Source organism: Janthinobacterium sp. GW456P (assembly GCF_002127655.1).
GTDB lineage: Bacteria > Pseudomonadota > Gammaproteobacteria > Burkholderiales > Burkholderiaceae_D > Janthinobacterium.
Genome location: NZ_NEHB01000015.1, coordinates 35,448 through 54,001, shown reverse-complemented (window position 1 = coordinate 54,001; position 18,554 = coordinate 35,448). Strand labels below are relative to the sequence as shown.

Annotated in this window: 16 protein-coding genes; 4 read left to right on the top strand and 12 right to left on the bottom strand. The window is 64.1% G+C overall.

From position 1 onward, the window contains the following. Positions 1-14 precede the first annotated feature (14 nt). Positions 15-566 (top strand): glycine zipper 2TM domain-containing protein, encoded by a 552-nt coding sequence (locus CBW66_RS15765; protein ID WP_086138670.1) that lies wholly within the window; start codon positions 15-17, stop codon positions 564-566. 18 nt (positions 567-584) lie between these two features. Here the strand turns inward: CBW66_RS15765 and CBW66_RS15760 are convergent, their stop codons facing one another. The 10 genes from CBW66_RS15760 to CBW66_RS15715 all read right to left on the bottom strand — a co-directional run bounded on the left by CBW66_RS15760 (position 585) and on the right by CBW66_RS15715 (position 15,559). Next, positions 585-1,094 carry a DUF1993 family protein gene (locus CBW66_RS15760; RefSeq protein ID WP_086138669.1) on the bottom strand — a complete coding sequence of 170 codons (510 nt, stop codon included), beginning with the start codon at positions 1,092-1,094 and terminating at the stop codon, positions 585-587. A 99-nt stretch (positions 1,095-1,193) separates the two neighbouring features. Beyond that, positions 1,194-2,162, bottom strand: a complete 969-nt coding sequence (locus tag CBW66_RS15755) for a DUF2167 domain-containing protein (RefSeq protein WP_086138729.1) — start codon at positions 2,160-2,162, stop codon at positions 1,194-1,196. A 145-nt stretch (positions 2,163-2,307) separates the two neighbouring features. Then, positions 2,308-3,327: a succinylglutamate desuccinylase gene (locus tag CBW66_RS15750; protein ID WP_086138668.1), complete on the bottom strand. Its 1,020-nt coding sequence runs from the start codon at positions 3,325-3,327 to the stop codon at positions 2,308-2,310. Then, entirely contained in the window at positions 3,327-8,042 is a 4,716-nt protein-coding gene (locus CBW66_RS15745; RefSeq protein WP_086138667.1) for an NAD-glutamate dehydrogenase domain-containing protein, read from the bottom strand. Before CBW66_RS15745 ends, CBW66_RS15750 begins: the two co-directional genes overlap by 1 nt. Positions 8,043-8,192: 150 nt before the next feature. Continuing rightward, the gene (astB, locus tag CBW66_RS15740) at positions 8,193-9,533 is read right to left on the bottom strand and encodes an N-succinylarginine dihydrolase (RefSeq protein WP_086138666.1); all 1,341 of its coding nucleotides are present in this window, start codon (positions 9,531-9,533) and stop codon (positions 8,193-8,195) included. 9 nt (positions 9,534-9,542) lie between these two features. Beyond that, on the bottom strand, positions 9,543-11,048 hold the full coding sequence (gene astD, locus CBW66_RS15735) for a succinylglutamate-semialdehyde dehydrogenase (RefSeq protein WP_086138665.1): 1,506 nt from the start codon (positions 11,046-11,048) through the stop codon (positions 9,543-9,545). Further along, a complete protein-coding gene (astA, locus tag CBW66_RS15730) occupies positions 11,041-12,093 on the bottom strand; it encodes an arginine N-succinyltransferase (RefSeq protein WP_086138664.1) in 1,053 nt (350 codons plus the stop codon). The genes astD and astA overlap by 8 nt, the downstream gene beginning before the upstream one ends. A 13-nt stretch (positions 12,094-12,106) precedes the next feature. After that, entirely contained in the window at positions 12,107-13,138 is a 1,032-nt protein-coding gene (locus CBW66_RS15725) for an arginine N-succinyltransferase (protein WP_086138663.1), read from the bottom strand. Positions 13,139-13,232: 94 nt separating this feature from the next. After that, complete coding sequence (gene astC / locus CBW66_RS15720; RefSeq protein ID WP_086153646.1) at positions 13,233-14,474, bottom strand: acetylornithine/succinylornithine family transaminase; 1,242 nt, start codon at positions 14,472-14,474, stop codon at positions 13,233-13,235. A gap of 140 nt (positions 14,475-14,614) precedes the next feature. Continuing rightward, positions 14,615-15,559, bottom strand: coding sequence for a GlxA family transcriptional regulator (locus tag CBW66_RS15715; protein ID WP_086138661.1), 945 nt, complete (start codon positions 15,557-15,559; stop codon positions 14,615-14,617). 130 nt (positions 15,560-15,689) lie between these two features. Between CBW66_RS15715 and CBW66_RS15710 the strand changes: the two genes are divergently transcribed. From CBW66_RS15710 to CBW66_RS15700, 3 genes are all read left to right on the top strand, one after another. Beyond that, the gene (locus CBW66_RS15710) at positions 15,690-16,124 is read left to right on the top strand and encodes a MarR family winged helix-turn-helix transcriptional regulator (RefSeq protein WP_170932885.1); all 435 of its coding nucleotides are present in this window, start codon (positions 15,690-15,692) and stop codon (positions 16,122-16,124) included. Between the two features lie 45 nt (positions 16,125-16,169). After that, positions 16,170-16,454: a hypothetical protein gene (locus tag CBW66_RS15705; RefSeq protein WP_070220679.1), complete on the top strand. Its 285-nt coding sequence runs from the start codon at positions 16,170-16,172 to the stop codon at positions 16,452-16,454. Positions 16,455-16,651: 197 nt separating this feature from the next. Further along, a complete protein-coding gene (locus CBW66_RS15700; protein WP_086138660.1) occupies positions 16,652-17,500 on the top strand; it encodes an HDOD domain-containing protein in 849 nt (282 codons plus the stop codon). Here the strand turns inward: CBW66_RS15700 and CBW66_RS29005 are convergent. Further along, positions 17,497-17,661, bottom strand: coding sequence for a hypothetical protein (locus CBW66_RS29005; RefSeq protein ID WP_170932884.1), 165 nt, complete (start codon positions 17,659-17,661; stop codon positions 17,497-17,499). The genes CBW66_RS15700 and CBW66_RS29005 overlap by 4 nt on opposite strands. Before the next feature lie 196 nt (positions 17,662-17,857). Next, positions 17,858-18,484: a glutathione S-transferase family protein gene (locus tag CBW66_RS15695; RefSeq protein ID WP_086138659.1), complete on the bottom strand. Its 627-nt coding sequence runs from the start codon at positions 18,482-18,484 to the stop codon at positions 17,858-17,860. Positions 18,485-18,554 lie beyond the last annotated feature (70 nt).

Sequence of the window (18,554 nt, the reverse complement as noted above, 5' to 3'; positions counted from 1 at the left end):
CCCCAGGAGAACACATGAACACGACGACTACCGCCAGCCGCATCCACCCCTTGATGGCCGGCGCCGCCATTTCCGTGACGGTCCTGTGCCTGGTGGGCGCGGCGTCCATCGCCGGCATCCTGCCCAATTCGCGCGCGAACGTGCCTGCCATGCCAGCAGACGTGGCCGCCATGACGCCGACGAATGCGGCAGCCCTGGCGGCGCCCGTGACTGCACCGGTGGCCGCGCCTGTCGTCGCGCAAGCCGCCCCGGCACCAGCCCCGGCGCCCGTCGAGCAGAAGCGCGTCGTGCACCACACGCAAGTGGCGCAGGCGCGTCCTGCCTACCGTGACAACAACGATGGCTACCGCGACACCGCCTACCGCGAACCGGTCCGCCAGCAGCAGCCGGCACCGGCACAACCGAACTACGTGGGCATCGGCACGGGCGCCGTCATCGGCGGCTTGATCGGCAATCAGGTCGGTGGCGGCCGCGGCAAGGCGCTGGCGACGGTGGCCGGCGTGATCGGCGGCGGCATGCTGGGCAATGCGGTGCAGAACCAGGTGCAGCAGCAACCGCAGCAATAATTAGTCTCAGAATCGGTCTCAGTCGTACGGGCCCAGATAATCGAGCTTGCCCACGGCCACGCCATTGTTGCGCAGGATGGCGTGGACCATGGAAACGTGGAAATAGAAATTCGGCAAGGCAAAGCTGAGCAGGTAATTGTCGCCCGAGAATTTCTTCCCTTCGTCAGTCCAGTTCAGCACGACTTCCTTCTGCGCGCTGCCCGCCATCTGGCCCGCGTTGACGCTGTCGATATAGGCGATGGTGTTGGCGATGCGTTCCTGTAACTGTTCAAACGACGCTTCGTTATCCTCGAACTTCGGTGCGGGCACGCCGCTCAGGCGCTCGACCGACATCTTCGACGTATCGCTGGCGCGCTGCACCTGCGCCGTCAAGTCCAGCATGTCGGGCGCCAGCTGCGCGCCCAGTAAAATCTCGGGCACGATGCCATCTTCCTCCACGTGGGCTTGCGCTTTTTCCAGCAGGGCCGAGACGACCCGCAAGCCGCGGATGAAGACGGGGATGGTGGCCTGATACATGGACACGGACATGGCGGACTCCTGATAGTGAACGATGAGCCAGTGTACCCGAGGCGCTGTTTTCGGACAGCGCGCCCGTGTGCGCCGGCGCACGGAGCGGCTCAGTTCATCCTACTTTTCCAGATTCACCTTGCCATCGGGCGCATGAGCAGGCTGTTCAGCGGGCTCCTGCTGCGGCAGTGGCTGCGGCTTTTCCTTGCGCTTGCCGCCGAAAAACCTGACGATGGCCGCACCGGCGCCCACGACGGCCAGGATCAGCACTTTCTTGAAAGCCAGCAGCAGCGCCAGCAATTTTCCGAACAGGCCCAGCTTGCTGGCCACGCCACCGGCCACCAGCGCCGCCAGGCCGTACTCGGCCACCTTGTCCGTCTTGCTGTCGAAATCCGCGTAGCGGTTACCGTCGGTAAATTCCGTGAACGCCGTCACTTGCTGCATCTCTTTCTTGATCGTGGCGATCTGCTGCATGCTGGCGATCGCGTTCAGGTTCAGCACGCCTTCGCGGCCCAGCACGCGCACGTTGTAGTTCAGCGAGTGTTCGCCGCCATCGACCATCAAGTCCTTGGCCCAGTACAGCTTGTGCGTATCCTTGGCATAGCTGGGTTTTTCCGCCCAGCCCATCAAATGGATGCCCGGATAACCCTGCTTCTTGCGCTCCGCATTATTTTCCAGCACGGACGCCTGCATGTCCTTGAGCAATTCGTCATATTTGATGCTGTCCGCATCGTCATCCTTGATATGCCCCTCCTTTTCATACGTCACCACCACGCCCCAGCTGTCGCGCTCGAGCACGCTGGTCTTGGCAGGCACGATCATGCCCAGCGATTCCATGCCCGGTGGATTGCCCCAGGCATCGACCAGCACGCGCTCGGCATCGGCCGGCGACAGATAACGGAAGTTGGCGGGCAAATCCAGGGTGGCGATGCCGCCAGGCAAGGTGATCTTGCCGCGCTGCAGGTGCAGCTGGGCGAGAAATTGCTCGGCCGTCATTTCCGGTGCGGCTGCCTTCTCGTCGGCGGGGGCGGCAGCCGTGAGGCCGGAAAGGGTCAGGCACAGCAGGGCTGTCAGCAGGCGTTTCAACATGATCGGTCCAAAAAATTGCAAAGGGTAAATATTTTAAATCAATTGATTGCCTAATGGATAATTATTTCTGTGCGGCATTTTTTATGAAAAAAGCGCCAATCGGGTTTCCCCGGCTGGCGCCTGATACCGCGTGATCGCTCGACGATCACGCCACGCGCACTACCATCAATCCGGCACGCAAGCCCACCCGCACATCCGGGTTCGGGAACACCACCAGCTCTTCCGCGTGCTGCACCGTATAGACGTGGTCGCCATCGCTGGCGATCACGGCGTGCTGCGGCAAGGACGTGAAATTCTGCGTGCCGCGATCAAAAGCCATGCGGAATTCATCACTGTGCTTGATGATTTCCTGCGCCACCTTGAACACGTGCGGCGGCGCCTTGACGGGCTGGGCAGGCATGCCGCGCAACAGGCCGTCCAGCGCCCGCGACACGTCATCGAACAGCGATAAATCATTCTGCCCCAGGGTACCCACGCGGCCCAGTTCCACCGTGCTGGCGGCCGCACCGCAATGCTCGGCCGAATAATAACTGTAGGTGCCGGCCGACTGCGGGTTCATGATGATGGCGCCGATGGCCGCCTGACCCAGCCAGGCTATCAGCTGCGCCTTGGCGTCGTCGGCCACCAGGTCCGGCACGATGGCAAACGTCGGGTACACGGAAGGCCGGATGGCCGTGTGCAAATCCAGATGCCAGCGCACGGGACCGGCCGCGTCAAAGAACGCTTTGGTCGCGGCGATCATTTCATCGGCGCGCGCGCTTTCCGCCGCCTGCGCCAGGCTGCCCCGCACGGGACGGAACATGCGATTGAGGTCGGCGTCGATGAAACGCTTGCCGGCCCGGATCGCATCGACATTGCCCACGCAAACGAGCAGGTCGACGGCCAGTGCCGACGCGTCGCGCGACAGCGCGTCGAGCAGATGCGCCAGCACTTCGATCGGCCCCGTCTCGTCGCCATGCACGCCCACCGAGACGGCCACGCTGGCGCGGCCCGCATCGGCCTGCGGCTTGACGACTTGCAGCATGCCGGGCGCAGGCAAGGCCACCGTGAAACCGGCGTTGGCGAACAGCTGCGCCACGCCGCTGAAATCGGCCTGCGCCAGCGCCTGCACGGCCGGCGGCAAGCCGCCAGCGCCCTGCCCAACTTGTCGTACTTCTTGCGTCATTACACCGCCGCTTCCACTGTCACTTTATTGACTGCCTCGGAGAGCGTCCACACGTCCAGCATGGCTTGCTCCAGTTCCGTCGCCGCCACATAGGCCGACAAGCCCAGCGCGCCCGTCACCGCATCGACGGCCTGGCCCGCATTGCCTTGCTCGGCGCGCGCCAGCACCTGCGTCAGCAGACGCTGTTGCGTGCGGCGCAGGGCCTGCTGCGCATAGTTGCGCAACTGTTCCTGCGACTTGCCTTGCGCGGCCAGCTTCAGGCCACGCTCCAGCGTGTCGATGCCCGCCTGGCTGCGCAGGGCCAGGCCCACTTGCAGGAAGGCTGCCAGGTCCATCGAGGCAGGACGCGGCACCGACAGGGCCGGGAACAGGAAGCCGGCGACGACTTCCAGCGCGTCGATCGCGTCCCACGCCAGCACGAAGGCCGGCTTCAAGCCGGCTACCTGCGCCGCTTCCGACTTGATGCCGACGGCTTTGAGCAGCTCGCGCTTCGATTCCGCGCCAAACAAACGGGTCAGCTCGGCCAGGCCGGCGCCGCGCAACTGCTCGGCCGGTACCGACAGCACGCCGGCGATCATCGTTTGCTGCAGCACGCGTGTTTGCGCGTCGACCTTGATCGATACGTCGCGCGGCACCGTCAAGGCATCCGCGTCGAGCGCGTCGAACACGGGCGCCAGGTTCAGCGCCACCCAGGCCTGGCCCCAGGCCAGGATCACGGTCGATTCGTCCACGCCATGTTCCGCCGCCAGGTTGCGGATCATCAGCGGGCCGCAGCGGTTGATCACTTCATTGGCCAGCACGGTCGCCAGGATGGCGTTGGCCAGCGGGTGGTCGAGCGCCGAACGGGTTTCCACCAGCAAGGATGGGAAGTACGGTTTCAGGACCGGCTCGGCCCACGTTTCGTCCGTCAGCGGCAAGGCGGACAGGATGCGCTTGAAACGATTCTTCACGTTGGCGATCACCACCGCCAGTTCCGGCGTGGTCAGGCCGCGGCCGTCGCTCTTCCTGCGCGCCAGTTCAGCCACCGATGGCAATTGCTCCAGCTCGCGCGACAGGGCGCCCTCTTCTTCCAGGCTGGCGATCAACGCGGCATAGCCATCCTGCACGGCGCTCTCGCTTTGCGCCTGCAACTCGCGCACCAGCAAATGCGTCTGCTGCGTGTTGTCGCGCAAGACCAGGCGCTCGACGTCGTCCGTCATCGCATACAGCTCGCGGTTGCGTTCCGCTTCCGTCAGCTTGCCCGCATTGACTTCCACATCCAGCCAGATTTTCACGTTCACTTCATGGTCCGAGCAATCGACGCCGGCCGAATTGTCGATCGCATCGGTGAAGATGCGGCCACCGGCCAGCGCGAATTCGATGCGGCCCGCTTGCGTCGCACCCAGGTTGCCGCCTTCGGCCACGACCTTGACGCGCAGCTCATTGCCGTTGACGCGGATATGGTCATTCGCGCGGTCCTTCACCTGTGCGTGCGTCTCGGTCGAGGCCTTGATATAGGTGCCGATGCCGCCGTTGTAGAACAGGTCCACCGGGGATTTGAGGATGCGGTGCATCAGTTCTTCCGGCGCCAGCGAGGTCTCGGCGATATCAAGCGCGGCGCGGATCTGCGGCGACAGTTCGATCGTGCGGGCGGTGCGCGGATACACGCCGCCGCCTGCCGAGATCAAGTCCTTGTTGTAGTCGTCCCACGAAGAACGCGGCAAGGCGAACAGGCGCGCGCGTTCGTCGAACGAGACGGCGACGTCCGGTGTCGGATCGAGGAAGATGTGGCGGTGGTCGAAGGCGGCCACCAGTTTGAGCTGGCGCGACAGCAATACGCCATTGCCGAACACGTCGCCCGACATGTCGCCCACGCCGACCATGGTGATCGGGGTGGTGTTCAGGTCGTGGTCCATTTCATAGAAGTGGCGCTTCACGGCTTCGAATGCGCCCTTGGCGGTGATGCCCAGTTTCTTGTGGTCGTAGCCGTTCGAGCCGCCCGAGGCGAACGCGTCGCCCAGCCAGAAACCGCGCTGCACGGCGATGCCGTTGGCGATGTCCGAGAACGTGGCCGTGCCCTTGTCGGCAGCGACCACCAGGTAGGGGTCGGCGTCGTCGAAGCACACGGTGTCGACCGGCGGGACGATATTGCCCAGCGAGCGGTTGTCCGTCACTTCCAGCAGGCTGGAAATGAACAGGCGGTAGACGGCTTCGCCTTCGGCCGCGATGGTTTCACGCACGGCGTCCTTCGGCATCATCTTGCAGACAAAACCGCCCTTCGCGCCGGCCGGCACGATGACGGCGTTCTTGACCATCTGCGCCTTGACGAGGCCCAGCACTTCGGTGCGGTAGTCTTCCATGCGGTCCGACCAGCGCAAGCCGCCGCGGGCGACAGGACCGCCGCGCAGATGCACGCCTTCGAAGCGGCGCGAGAAGACGAAAATCTCGCGGTAAGGACGCGGTTCCGGCACCAGCGCCAGGCTGCTGGTGTCGAACTTGAAGATGATCTTGTCGCCTTGCTGGTTGTTCTGGAAGTAGCTGGTACGCAGGGTGGCCGCCATCAGGTCGGCCAGCGCGCCGAGAATTTCCTCGGTATCGGCGTGGTTCACGGAGGGCAGGCCCGCCTTGATGGTGGCGATTGCCTCCAGGGCGGCCGCATGCTGCGCGTCGGACAGCGATGGCTCGAAGCGCTGCAGGAATGCCTCGACCAGGGCCTTGACCTGGGCCGGCTGCTTGCGCAGGCTTTCGGCAATGTAGCGCACCGAGAAGCGGCTGCCCGTCTGGCGCCAGTAGCTGGTGTAGGCGCGCACCAGCTGCACTTCGCGCGTCGACAGGCCGCCTTCGATGACCAGGCCATTCAGGCGGCCGTCTTCGGCCGTGTCGTTGAACAGGGCGGCAAACAATTCCTGCGCCACGGCGACGACGGATGGCTGCGCCAGTTTCGCCGCGCTGGCGGCATCGACCGTCAGGCTGGTGACGAAATAGCGCGTGCGGTCGGACAGCGAAATCGAGTATGCCTGTTCGCGGTCGATGGCCACGCCCGCATTGTGCAGGGCCGGCAAAATGGTCGACAGCGGCGGCACTTTGTTGGCCGAGTACAGGCGAATCGTGGTAACGGCGCCCGTCTCGATGCGCACGGCAACGTGCGAAGCGTCGGTGTTGCGCAGGATGGTATCGAGGTCGCGGAAGGCGACGGCCGGCGCGGTGGCGGCCACGTAATCGAGCGGCAGGGTGGCGCAGAGTTTGCGCAGGCTGGTGCGCAGGGCCACGTCGGGCACGGCGTCGGCCACGGCGGCAAAGCCGTTATGCCAGCCATCGAGCACGCCCAGCAGCGGCTGTTCGATATCCGTTTCCAGGTCCAGCGGGTAGCGGGCGGCGTGGGCGATCAGGTAGACGCGCGCCAGGGGGCCGTCGGCCACCAGGGTTTGCGTGCTGACGTGGGTGGCGCCGGAACTCGCCTGCAGGGCTTTGGCCAGGCTAGCTGCGACGCTGGCGCTATAGCGCTCGCGCGGCAGGTAGACCAGCACGTTCAGGTGGCGCGCATACACGTCGCGGCGCGCGAAGACCTTGGTGCGCGGCTGCTTGTACAGCGAGACGACGGCGCCGCACACTTGCGCCAGCCAGTCGAGGTCCGCTTCCAGCGCTTCCGTGCGCGGCAGCGATTCGAGGATTTCGCGGAATTTCTCGGCGCGGAAGCCTTGCTGGCGCACGCCGGCCAGGCTCAGTACCTTGGCCACGCGGCCGCGCGCAAACGGCAGCGCCGCCAGCGGGGTGGAGTTGCCGGCGCGCGTAAACAGGCCGACGAAGCAATGCTCGCCCAGGATCGCGCCTTGCGCATCCATGTCGCGCACGCCGATGAAGTCCAGCTGCTGGTCGCGGTGCAACGTACCGGCCACGTCGGCCTTGACGATGGACAGCGCAGAGTCGCGCTTGGCCAAGGTGTCGAAGTCGCCCGGGATATTCGCCAGGCAGGTGCCGTAGACCGGGTGGGCCGTATCCTGCAGCACGCCGACGCGGCTGGGAATGTCGCGTTCCAGTTCGCGCACACCGGGCTTGACGCGGTAGTAGGCGTAGCCGAACACTTCGAAGCCGCCGCTGCGCGCCCATTCCAGGAAGGCGGCCACTTCCGCGCCTTCTTCGCCATGCTGCGCGGCCGCCGTGGCGACAGCGGCCAGGCGCTCGCTCATGGCGGCGCTGTCGCGGCGCACAACAAAGGCGTCGCGCGCGACCGCCTCCAGGGCGGCGACCAGCGCGGCCTGGGCTTGCGGCGCCAGCTCTTCGTCGAGCAGCACCAGCACATACGATTCGAGCGGGTCGCCAGCCTGGCGCACCGCTTCGACGCTGCCATCAAGAGCGCGGCGCACGGGCAGCACGGTATTCATCACGCCGCGCACGGCCAGGTGCTGGCGGCGCATGGCCATGACGATGGAGTCGACCAGGTAAGGCATGTCTTCGTTCAGGATCAGCAAGGCGCTCGCCATGCCGCCACGGCCATCCGCATAACGCAGGGTGGCGATCTGGCAGCCGCTGCCCGCGCGCTTGGCCGCCTGGGTAAAACCGTCGACCAGCACGGGCGCCAGGCTGCCGGGCGCGATATCGGCCAGGTCTTCGGCGTCGAGCGAGTCGAGCCATGCCTGCACCAGCTGCACGACAGGCGCTGCCGCCTTGCCCGCGCTGCCAGCCGCGTTAATCAACTCCAGCGTTTGTGTACGCAAATCTTGTGGCGTGTGATTCATCTTGCATCTCCATTACGGTAATGTGAATGTCCAACGCTGTCGTTCGGGCTTGTGGCTGGGCGGCAGCGGTGTCAAGAGACGGGGGTCGCCCGTCCAATTCTGTGCTACGGATAGTCTGTCTCGGATTTTTTCTGTTTGTTTTTCTATCGCCTACAAGTCGTACAATCCAGGTAAGTTGAGGATGATCGTCAATTCTTCAAGCGCCGCATGCACTTCCAGCGCCAGCTGCGGATCGGCCAGGTCGCTTGGCTCCAGATGGTCGCGGTAGTGCTTTTCCACCCACTGCACCAGCCGATGGTACAGCGTTTCCGTCATGATCACGCCCTGGTGCATGGCGCGCGCCTCGGTTTCCGTCAGGGCCACGCGCAAACGCAGGCAGGCGGGCCCGCCGCCGTTGCGCATGCTCTGGCGCAGGTCGAAATGGATCAGTTCATCGATGGGTCCACCGCTGGCCACCAGGCCGTCAAGGTAGCGCGACACCGCGCGGTTTTCCTGGCATTCCTGCGGGATCACCAGCGCCATCTTGCCGCCCTCTTTCGTCAGCAACTGGCTGTTGAACAGATAGCTGCTCACAGCGTCCGCGATCGGCACCTGGCCCGTGTCCACGCGCAATGCCTGCAAGTCGGCCCCCGCGGCGGCGACGGCGCGGCGCAGCTGCGACAGACTGTTCTCTTCATCGGCAAACGCCTGCTCGTGATAGAACAGCACATTGCCATTGCCGACGGCGATGACGTCGTTATGGAACACGCCCTGGTCGATCACTTCCGGATTCTGCTGCACGTGCACGGTGCGCTTCACGTCCAGGCCATGCAGGCGCGCCACGGCTTGCGACGCTTCCAGGGTCTGGCGCGCCGGGTAGCGCTTCGGCGACGGCGCGGATGGGTCGAACTCCACGCGGCCATACACGAACAATTCAACGGACGGCGCGCCGTGGTTCGCGCCCAGGCGCGTGTGGTTGGCCGCGCCCTCGTCGCCGAAGGCGGGCGTCGACGGCAGCGCGTCGTGCACGGCGAAGTGCTGGTCGTCGCTGAAAATGGCGCGCAGGCTGCGCGCCGACTGCGCGTGCTCGAAGGCGCGGTGCAGCTTGTTATTCAAATTGGCGGCCGTGAAATGCACGCGGCCATCCTGCGTATCGGCCGACGGGCTGACCGTGGCGGCATTCGCCGTCCACATGGGCGAGGCGGAGTACGCGCAGGCCAGGATGACGGGCGACTCCTGGTAGGCACGCGCCAGCACCTCGGCGTCCGTGCCCGTAAAACCGATGGAGCGCAGCAGGCGGAAATTGGGCCGGTCCTGCGGCGGCAGCAAGGCTTGCGCAAAGCCGCGCGCGGCCAGGGCGCGCATCTTGGCCAGGCCCTGCAAGGCGGCCTGCTTCGGATTCGAAGCGCTTTTCACATTGCTGAACGAGGCCACGTTGCCGAACGAAAGTCCGGCGTAGTTATGCGATGGCCCGACCAGGCCGTCAAAATTGTATTCGCGCGTGCTGTGCATGGGATTTCCTTAAAAATTCAGGCCGGGTGACAGCTTGGCCGGCAGTTCCAATACGCTGTTCTCGATCGACGCGACCGGATAGGCGCAGTAATCGGCCGCGTAATAGGCGCTCGGACGGTGGTTGCCCGACTTGCCGATGCCGCCGAATGGCGCCGTGCTGGCCGCGCCCGTGGTCGGGCGGTTCCAGTTGACGATGCCGGCGCGCGCGCGCGTCTGGAAGGTTTGCCACAGGGCCGGATCGTCCGACAGCAGCGCGGCAGCCAGGCCGAATTCGGTGGCGTTGGCGACCTTCAGGGCTGCATCGAAATCGGCCACGCGGATCACTTGCAGCAGCGGGCCGAACCATTCTTCGTCGGGGATGCCGGTGGCGTTGGTGACGTCGACGATGCCGGCCGTGACAAAGCCCGCCTCGGGATTCAACTGGCGCATCTGCAGCAAGGTGGTGCCGCCCCTGGTCACCATGTCCGCCTGCGCCTGCACCAGGCGCGCGGCCACGGCGCTCGAGACGACAGGGCCCATGAACGGCTGCGGCTGGGCGTCGGACGCGCCGATGCCCAGTTTCGCCGCCACTTCCACCAGGCGCGCAATGAAGGCAACACCGGCGGCGTTATCCTGCACCACCAGGCGGCGCGCACACGTGCAGCGCTGGCCGGCCGAGACGAAGGCGGAGAAGATCGCGTGGTGCACGGCCGCGTCCACGTCTTTCACATCCCATACGACGAGCGCATTGTTGCCGCCCATTTCCAGCGCCAGCATCTTGCCCGGCTGGCCGCCGAACTGGCGGTGCAGGCTGATGCCGGTCTGGCAGGAACCCGTAAACAGCACGCCGTCGAGGTGCGCATTGGCGCCCAGGGCCACGCCCGTGTCGCGCCCGCCGTTGACGAGGTTGACGACGCCGTCCGGCAAGCCGGCCTGCTGCCACAGCTGCACAGTCTTGACGGCCGTGCGCGGCGCATATTCGCTGGGCTTGAAGACGATGGTGTTACCGGCGATCAGCGCCGGCACGATGTGGCCGTTCGGCAGGTGGCCAGGGAAATTGTACGGGCCGAAGACGCCGAACACGCCATGCGGGCGGTGCCGCAGCACGGCGTCGCCGTCGGCGATCTTGCCTTGCGTGATGCCCGTGCGCGCGTGGTAGGACTGCACCGAGATATCGATCTTGTTGGCCATGGTGGCCACTTCCGTGCGCGACTCCCACAAGGGTTTACCCACTTCTTCCGAGATCAAGAGCGCCAGCGCTTCGGCATGCTCCTTCAGCAGGTCGCGGAAGCGCACGCAGATGGCGATGCGTTCTTCGACGGGCATGTCGGCCCACGCGTCAAAGGCGGCGCGGGCGGCCTGGCAAGCCTGTTCGACCTCACTCTCGGTCGCTTCCAGGCTGGCCCAGGTCTGCTTGCCGTTCGACGGATCGATGGTAACGAGTTCGCGACCCGTGCCCGGCAGCCAGGCGCCGTTGATGAAGTTCGATGCTGCGGTAGACGAATTAAACACATTAAGGCTGGACGATTTAGACATGGGGATGCTTCCTCGGGTTGAGTGACAAGGTGCGCACGGTGTCGCCGTGATGGCAGCGCAGCAGATGCAGTTCAGCGTCGTCCAGCGCGATCTTGCCGCTGTGCGGATTGGCGCTGGTGACAATCATGCGGAAATCTTTCAGGTCGGTGTTCGACACCAGGTAAGGCTCGGCCTGGGCCACATCGCCGCACGCTTCCGCTGCCGCCTCGGCATCGAGCACGGCCGGCATGCTGTCGCGCATGGCCCGCAGTTCGGAGACGCGCGCCTGCAGCACGGGACCGGCGTCGAAAATGTCGACATAGCCTTCGAAGTGCAAGCCTTCCTGTTCCAGCAAACGGCGCGCGGGCGCCGTGCTCAGATGCACCTTGCCGATGACTTCCTGCGCCTCGTCGGGCAGGTAGGCCACGTACATGGGCTGGCGCGGCATCAGTTCGGCGATGAAGGATTTTTTTCCCAGGCTCGTCAAATCGTCGACATGGTGGAAATCCATCTTGAAGAAGTGGCGGCCGAGTCCCTCATAGAACGGCGAACTGCCGTCCGGCGCCTGGTAGCCGCGCATTTCGGCGATCAGCTTTTCCGTAAACAGGTGCGGGAACTGGGCGATGAACAAAAAACGGCTTTTCGACAGCAGCTTGCCGTTGTTGCCGCTGCGGTAGTCGGGATGCAAAAACAGCGAACACAGTTCCGTGCTGCCCGTCAGGTCGTTCGACAGGTACAGGGTTTCCATGCGCGTAAACACGTCGAGTTCGCGGCTGGAATGGACCAGGGTGCCGATGCGGTAGTTATAGAATGGTTCTTCCAGGCCCACGGCGCCCTTGATGGCGCATACGCCGGCCAGGCGGCCCGTGTCGGTATCCTCCATGACGAACATGTAGTCGCGCTTTTCGGGCGCGATGGTTTCGGCGAACGAGGCGCAGGCAATCGCCAGGCGGTCGCCCAGCATTTTCATGTCCGGCTTGAGGGTGGTCATGCCCGTGCCGACCTGGCTGGCCAGGCCATACAGGGCATCGAGGTCATTGGCGTTGATGGCGCGTACTACTAGCATAAAATGGACTCCCTTAGATACGCACGCAAATGACGCTGTCGCCTTCGGCCACGGCCAGCGCCTCGAGCAGCTCGGCCGGCAAGCCGATGCTGTCCTGCGCTTCGAGCGCATCGCAGGTGAAGGTGACGGCGCGGAAATTGCGCTCGGCGCCGGAAGCGACCGCATAGTGCACTTTCAGGCCCGTGCGGCTGGGCGTGACGCCTGCGACGACGCGGCGCGTGAGCGAACCCGTAAACGAGCGCAGCGCATGCTTGTGCGCCTGCAGGATCGGGCCGCCGTCGAAGATGTCGATGTAATCGTCGGCTTCAAAGCCTTCTTCCGTCAGCAGATTGAACGCCAGTTCGCCGCTCGGGTGGATCTGACCCATGGCCGCCTGCGCGTCGCCGGGCAGCAGCGGCACGTACACGGGGTAGTGCGGCATCAGTTCGACGATCAGGGTACGGTTGCGGGCGCCACCGATGACTTTTTCGGCATCGAGGAAATCCATCTGGAAGAACTTGCGGCCCAACGCATCCCAGAATGGCGACTGGCCGTTGGCGTCCGTGATGCCGGCCAGCGGCACGAAGAAGCGGTCGCCGAAGCGGTGCGGCGCCAGCACGGCGAACAGCAGCCGCGCGCGCGACAGCAGGGCCGCTTCCAGGCCCGCCTGCTCCATGTTGCGCACAAAGAAGCCGGACAGCTGCGAGTACGCCGTCAGTTCGGAACACAGGGTCAGCGCATGCACGCTGTGGCTGATGTTCAGGTCGCGCGAGACTTGTTGGATGACGTCGTTGCGGAAGGAAAAATAGGTGCCGTTCGAGCCGGCCGAGGCGAAGATGGCGGCCGTGCCGGCAATGCTCTTGTCGAGCAGGGATTCAAGCACGAAGAGGTACGACTCTTCGCTGGGGATGTCGACATGGGCGGCAAACGAGGCGATGGAGCGCTCGACGGAGGCGGCGATCTTTTCGCGCGTCTTCGGCAGGGTATGGACACCCGGCATGGTTACCGCGGCCAGCGCTTCTAGGGCTGCAATATCCGCAATTTCTACCGGACGGACAACATACATGGGTACTCCTTCAATGCTGACAATGCTGGGGTAGAACCAAGCCGGCCCGCAGCAAAGCGGCGGGCCGGTGATCAAACAGGGAGCGAGGCTAGCCTCAGGCTTTCAGCAAGCCGTCGATGGCGGCGCGCAGCAAGCGGCCCGCTTCGGCGATCTGCTCGTCCGAGACGATCAGGGCCGGCGCCAGGCGCACCACGTCCATGCCGGCGATCAGCACCATCAAGCCTTGCGCTTCGGCCGCTTTCTGGATGTCTTTCGCGCGGCCCTTCCAGGCCTCGCTGACGACCAGGCCCAGCAGCAAACCGCTGCCGCGCACCACGGAGAACACTTGCGGGTAATCCGTGATCAAGCCTTGCAGCATGGCGATGGTGCTGACGCTCGCTTCTTTCACGCGTGCCAGGAACGCTGGCGTGTTGATCGTGTCGAGCACAGTCAGGGCCACGGTGGCGGCCAGCGGGTTGCCGCCATAGGTGGTGCCGTGGGTGCCGACGGCCAGCGTCTGCGCCAGTTCGTTCGTGGTCAGCATGGCGCCGATCGGGTAGCCGTTGCCCAGCGCCTTGGCGGCCGTCAGGATGTCCGGCGTGACGCCGTAGCCCATATAGGCGAACAACGCGCCAGTGCGGCCCATGCCGCTCTGGACTTCGTCGAAAATCAAGAGGGCGCCGGTCTTGTCGCACAGGGCGCGCAGTTCCTTGAGGAACTCGGGATTGCCTGGCACCACGCCGCCTTCGCCCTGCACCGGCTCGACGATCACGGCGCACACGTCATCGCCGATGGCGGCACGTGCCGCTTCGATGTCGTTGTAGGCGATGTGGTCGATCGATGGCGGCAGCGGCTCGAAGCCTTCCGTGTACTTGGCCTGGCCGCCGACGGAGACCGTGAACAGGGTGCGGCCGTGGAAGGAGCTGAAGCACGAGATGATGCGCGACTTGTGCGCGCCGAACTTGGTGTGCGCGTACTTGCGCGCCAGTTTCAGGGCCGCTTCGTTGGCTTCCGCGCCCGAGTTGCAGAAGAAGGCGCGGTCAGCAAAGGTCGCTTCCGTCAGGGCCAGCGCCAGACGCAGCACGGGCTCGTTCGTGTAGCCGTTGCCCAAATGCCACAAATTATTGATTTGCTTGGTCAGCACGTCGACCAGGGCCGGATGGCAGTGGCCCAGGCTGTTGACGGCGATGCCGGAGGTGAAATCGAGGTAATGCTTGCCCGACTGGTCCCACAGGTCCAGTCCGGAACCGCGCACGGGCACCATGGCTGCRGGGGSGTAGGTAGGAACGAGGACCTGGTMAAAGGTTTCCCGGGTGACTGGACGAGCCGTTACGGTCGAATCAAGCTTGGCATTCATAGCATTTCCCCATCAATATGTTAGGTACTCCGCAGCTACGACAGCTACGTGTGTACTGCATTATAAAAAGCGGGATGCTAAAACTCTTTTGAATCTGCGACAAGGATTTTCACAATTCATCACAGCCGGGCTTGCTTTAATCAAACTGGCGGCATCAGCTTTCTTTGCCGCTCTTCGCGCGGCGTATTGCCAAACAGGGTGCCAAACGCCGTGGAAAAGTGCGAACCGGAGGAAAAGCCGCACATCAGGCCAACTTGCACGATGGAATAATGTGTATCAAGCAATAGTTGCCGTGAGCGCTGCAGGCGCAGCTCCAGGTAGTAGCGCGACGGCAGGCTGCCCAGGTATTGCTTGAACAAGCGCTCGAGCTGGCGCCGCGACAGGCCCACCAGGCTGGCGATGTCGTCGGTCGACAGCGGCTCCTCGATATTGGCTTCCATCAAGGTCACCGCTTCGGAAAGCTTCGGCTGCAGCACGCCGAAGCGCGCCTGCAAGGCCACGCGCTGGCGCTCTTCCTTGCCGCGCACCTTGTCCACGCACAAGGCTTCCTTGACGAGCGCCTGCACGTCGGCGCCAAAGATGGTTTCGATCAGGGTCAGCGAAAAGTCGATGCTGGCCGCGCCGCCGCAGCAGGTGATGTGCGGGCCGTCGATGTCGAACAAATGCGGCGTCAGGATGGCCCGTTCCGCCTTCGCCTCCGCATCGGCATACAAGGCCCAGGGCAAGGCGATGCGCACGCCATCCATGACGCCCGCGTCGGCCAGCCACAGCACGGCCGCCCCCACGCCGCCCCAGAACGGCGCCGAGCGGCAGCGCTCGATCACGGTCCGGCACAGCTCGGCGCGCAGCGGCGCTTGCGTTTCATCGGCCACCAGCAGCGCGATATGCCAGTTGCCGCCCTGCGCGGCCGCCTGTTCCGGCGTGCGCACGTCCAGCTGGAACGCCTGCGGCCCCAGCGCCCGCGCGCACAGGCGCAACGGCTGCACCAGGCCGGCCCAGGTGATCGACTCGGCATCGCCGGCATGCACCAGCAGCAAGCGCAGCGGTTTGTCGAGGCCGATACGGGAAAGATTAGCGAAGGACATCGGCGGGCGGGATCGGGGCAAGGGCTGAGTTGCCCACATGATACCGGACTTCCGCCCCATCGCGCCCCTCCTGCAAGGGCGCATCCTGGCGCGGCGGAAAAAAGCGGAGCGGAAGGATATAATCACTGCCATGGGTGAACGATATTTAAAAAGTATCCGGCTGCTGGCCGAATGCATGCAAGGCTTCGAGCGGTTTTCTAGCGACTTCGTGCGCCAGTACGGCTTGACGCATGCGCAATTCGACATCATTGCCACGCTCGGCAACACCCGCGGCATGTCCTACAAGGAACTGGGCCAGAAAACCCTGATTACCAAGGGGACTTTGACGGGCGTGGTGGAGCGGCTGGAACAAAAGGGGCTGGTGATACGCGAACGTTGTCCACGCGACAAGCGCTCCTATTATGTGCGCCTGAGCTGCGAGGGCGAACAGGTGTTCCATGACGTGTTCCCCAAGCTGACCAAGCGGGGCCAACAGCTGTTCGACGGCTATACCGAAGACGATTTCATGCGGTTGGAAACTACCCTGGCAGGCTTGAAACACGCGATCGCCAACGGCCACGGCTGACCATTCACCAAGCACAGACATTCAAACAAGACAAAGGAAACCAAGTTGAAAACCACACTGCTCGAAGGCAAAAAGCCCGCACATTTCGATAAACACATCATCGGCAACCTGCTGCTCAACGCCAGCACGCCGGAACTGGTGCGCCAGGAAAAACTGATCATCGGCGTGCGCAACGAAGACGGCGAAATCTACCGCCTGATCGGCGCCACCAAGCACAACAGCTTCATGAACGCCGTCGAAGAACTGTTCGACCTGGGCTTGACCGATGAGCTGGAAGACAGCGACGAGCTGGTGGAAGGCTGCGACGCGATCTTCAGCGAAGCTCTGTAGTAGCGCTGAACAGGACCTGCTGCGCGATGGTCCTGTCCAGCGCTGTGACGATCGCTGTCGTTAAAAAAAGGCATGTCAACAATATAGGCATGCCTTTTTTCCGTTTACGGGGCTTTGCTTGCCTTTTGCTAAGCTGTTTGCGAAAAGATCATGGTTAAAAAGTTCCGCACGGAAATATTGCGAGTATAATTTTTTCAATGAACAGACTCGACGCCTTTAAAAGCATCGCCGCACAAGCCGCTCGTGGCGAGCTGACCTTTCCTGCCAATGTGGACGCTTCGCTCAAGCTGCAAGAGGCGCTGTCCGATCCCGACTGCCATATCGAGGCCGCCGCCAAGCTGGTGCAGGCAGACCCGCTGCTGGCCGCGCGCACGGTGGCCATCGCCAATTCCGTGGCGTTCAACCGCTCCGGCAATGAAATCACCAGCGTGCGCAACGCCGTGCAGCGGCTCGGCGTGCGTACCTTGCAGTCGGTGGTGGCATCGCTGATCGTGCGCCAGCTGGGCAGCACCATCACCGATCCCGCGCTGCAGGCGAAGGCCAACCAGCTATGGGAACATACGGCCCATGTGGCGGCCCTGTCGCAGGTGCTGGCCCGCCGCGTCACCAAGGTGGATCCCGATACGGCCCTGTTTGCCGGCATCATGCATGAAGTGGGCGGCTTTTATCTGCTGTCGCGCGCGGCCGAATTCCCCGGCATCCTCGATGGCGAACCGGAGGACTGGGTCGAACATGGCGAACAAGCCATCGGCCATGGCGTGCTGGCCAAGCTGAAGGTGCCGGAAGCGGTGCGGGGCGCCATCGATGCCCTGTGGGAGGGCTTGCGCGCCATCCCGCCCGAATCATTGGGCGACACCCTGCTGCTGGCGAATGATCTGGCGCCCGTCTCGTCGCCTCTCAACGAAAGCCCGGCCGCCATTGCCGTACGGGCAGCGCGCGCCGCGCGCAGCATCGATTGCCTGATCGGCGACGATGCGACCTTGTCGAGCATCATGGAAGAATCGGACGATGAAGTACAGTCGCTGCTGAAGGTACTCGTGCACTAACCTGCAGGCTTCTTGCCCGCTGGCGGCGGTGCCGCCGACTTGACCGTTTCGACGATCAGCACATGCTTGTCCATGGGCTGCGTCCCTTGCTTTTGCTGGACGACCTGCGTGGCAACCGCCTTGGTACTCAACAGGGGTTTCGGATGGCGTGGCATGAACATGGCGTACCTGCTGGAAGTGGGAGGTGCCCATCTGTGCAGCGGTTATCAGATTATCAAGCCCATTTTCATTCCCCGAACAAAAAAAACCCGCTCGAAAGCGGGTAAAGTCCAAAGCTAGGGATGTCCTGAAAGAGACAGCCCTATCTTATGCGCTGCGCCGCGCCAGCTCCGTGCGCTGGCACACTTAGCGCGCAGATTATCCCGGCAACAGTTCCACCTCCGTTTCCTGCCAGGCGCGCAGCTGCCGCACGCGGGCAAACCACGCCGCGATATGCCGGTACTGCGCCAGCGGCAATCGCACGGCCTCGCTGTACATCAGCGGCGCGGCCACGGCAAAGTCGGCCAGGGTCACATCGTCTCCATGGATCCAGCTGCGCTGCGCCAGGTGCGCGTCCAGCACGACGGCGCATTCATGCAGGTCGCGCTCGCCGCGCGCCTCTTCCAGCGGGTCCGCCGGACCATTGCCAGTCATGCCTTTCCAGGCGCGCTCCCAGGCCAGCACGCTGATGGCGGGCGCGAAGTGCTGCGCGGCCCAGAACAACCAGCGGTTGACGTCGGCGCGCGCTTGCGGCGCCTGCGGATAAATCGTCTGGCCCGGCACCTGCTCGGCCAGGTATTGCATGATGGCGCACGATTCCCACAGCAGGAAAGCGCCATCGGCCAGCACGGGCACCTTGCCGTTCGGGTTCAGTTCGGCCAGGCGGCGGCGGTCGTCCGCATTCATCAGGTCGACTTCGGCCAGCTCCAGAGACAGGCCGAGGTGGATCGCCGTCATCAGGGCACGGCGGGCATTCGAGGACATGGGGTGGTGATACAGGCGCATGATAAATGGCTCCGGTGAGTGAAGAAGCCACCATCGTAGTCGCCGTCACTGACAGTTTTTGTCAGGAGCG

Bases quoted from the DNA above. Each gene is read 5' to 3' on its own strand.
- CBW66_RS15765 (WP_086138670.1), top strand. From the start codon at position 15: ATGAACACGACGACTACCGCCAGCCGCATCCACCCCTTGATGGCCGGC.
- CBW66_RS15760 (WP_086138669.1), bottom strand. From the start codon at position 1,094: ATGTCCGTGTCCATGTATCAGGCCACCATCCCCGTCTTCATCCGCGGC.
- CBW66_RS15755 (WP_086138729.1), bottom strand. From the start codon at position 2,162: ATGTTGAAACGCCTGCTGACAGCCCTGCTGTGCCTGACCCTTTCCGGC.
- CBW66_RS15750 (WP_086138668.1), bottom strand. From the start codon at position 3,327: ATGACGCAAGAAGTACGACAAGTTGGGCAGGGCGCTGGCGGCTTGCCG.
- CBW66_RS15745 (WP_086138667.1), bottom strand. From the start codon at position 8,042: ATGAATCACACGCCACAAGATTTGCGTACACAAACGCTGGAGTTGATT.
- astB (WP_086138666.1), bottom strand. From the start codon at position 9,533: ATGCACAGCACGCGCGAATACAATTTTGACGGCCTGGTCGGGCCATCG.
- astD (WP_086138665.1), bottom strand. From the start codon at position 11,048: ATGTCTAAATCGTCCAGCCTTAATGTGTTTAATTCGTCTACCGCAGCA.
- astA (WP_086138664.1), bottom strand. From the start codon at position 12,093: ATGCTAGTAGTACGCGCCATCAACGCCAATGACCTCGATGCCCTGTAT.
- CBW66_RS15725 (WP_086138663.1), bottom strand. From the start codon at position 13,138: ATGTATGTTGTCCGTCCGGTAGAAATTGCGGATATTGCAGCCCTAGAA.
- CBW66_RS15715 (WP_086138661.1), bottom strand. From the start codon at position 15,559: ATGTCCTTCGCTAATCTTTCCCGTATCGGCCTCGACAAACCGCTGCGC.
- CBW66_RS15710 (WP_170932885.1), top strand. From the start codon at position 15,690: ATGGGTGAACGATATTTAAAAAGTATCCGGCTGCTGGCCGAATGCATG.
- CBW66_RS15700 (WP_086138660.1), top strand. From the start codon at position 16,652: ATGAACAGACTCGACGCCTTTAAAAGCATCGCCGCACAAGCCGCTCGT.
- CBW66_RS29005 (WP_170932884.1), bottom strand. From the start codon at position 17,661: ATGTTCATGCCACGCCATCCGAAACCCCTGTTGAGTACCAAGGCGGTT.
- CBW66_RS15695 (WP_086138659.1), bottom strand. From the start codon at position 18,484: ATGCGCCTGTATCACCACCCCATGTCCTCGAATGCCCGCCGTGCCCTG.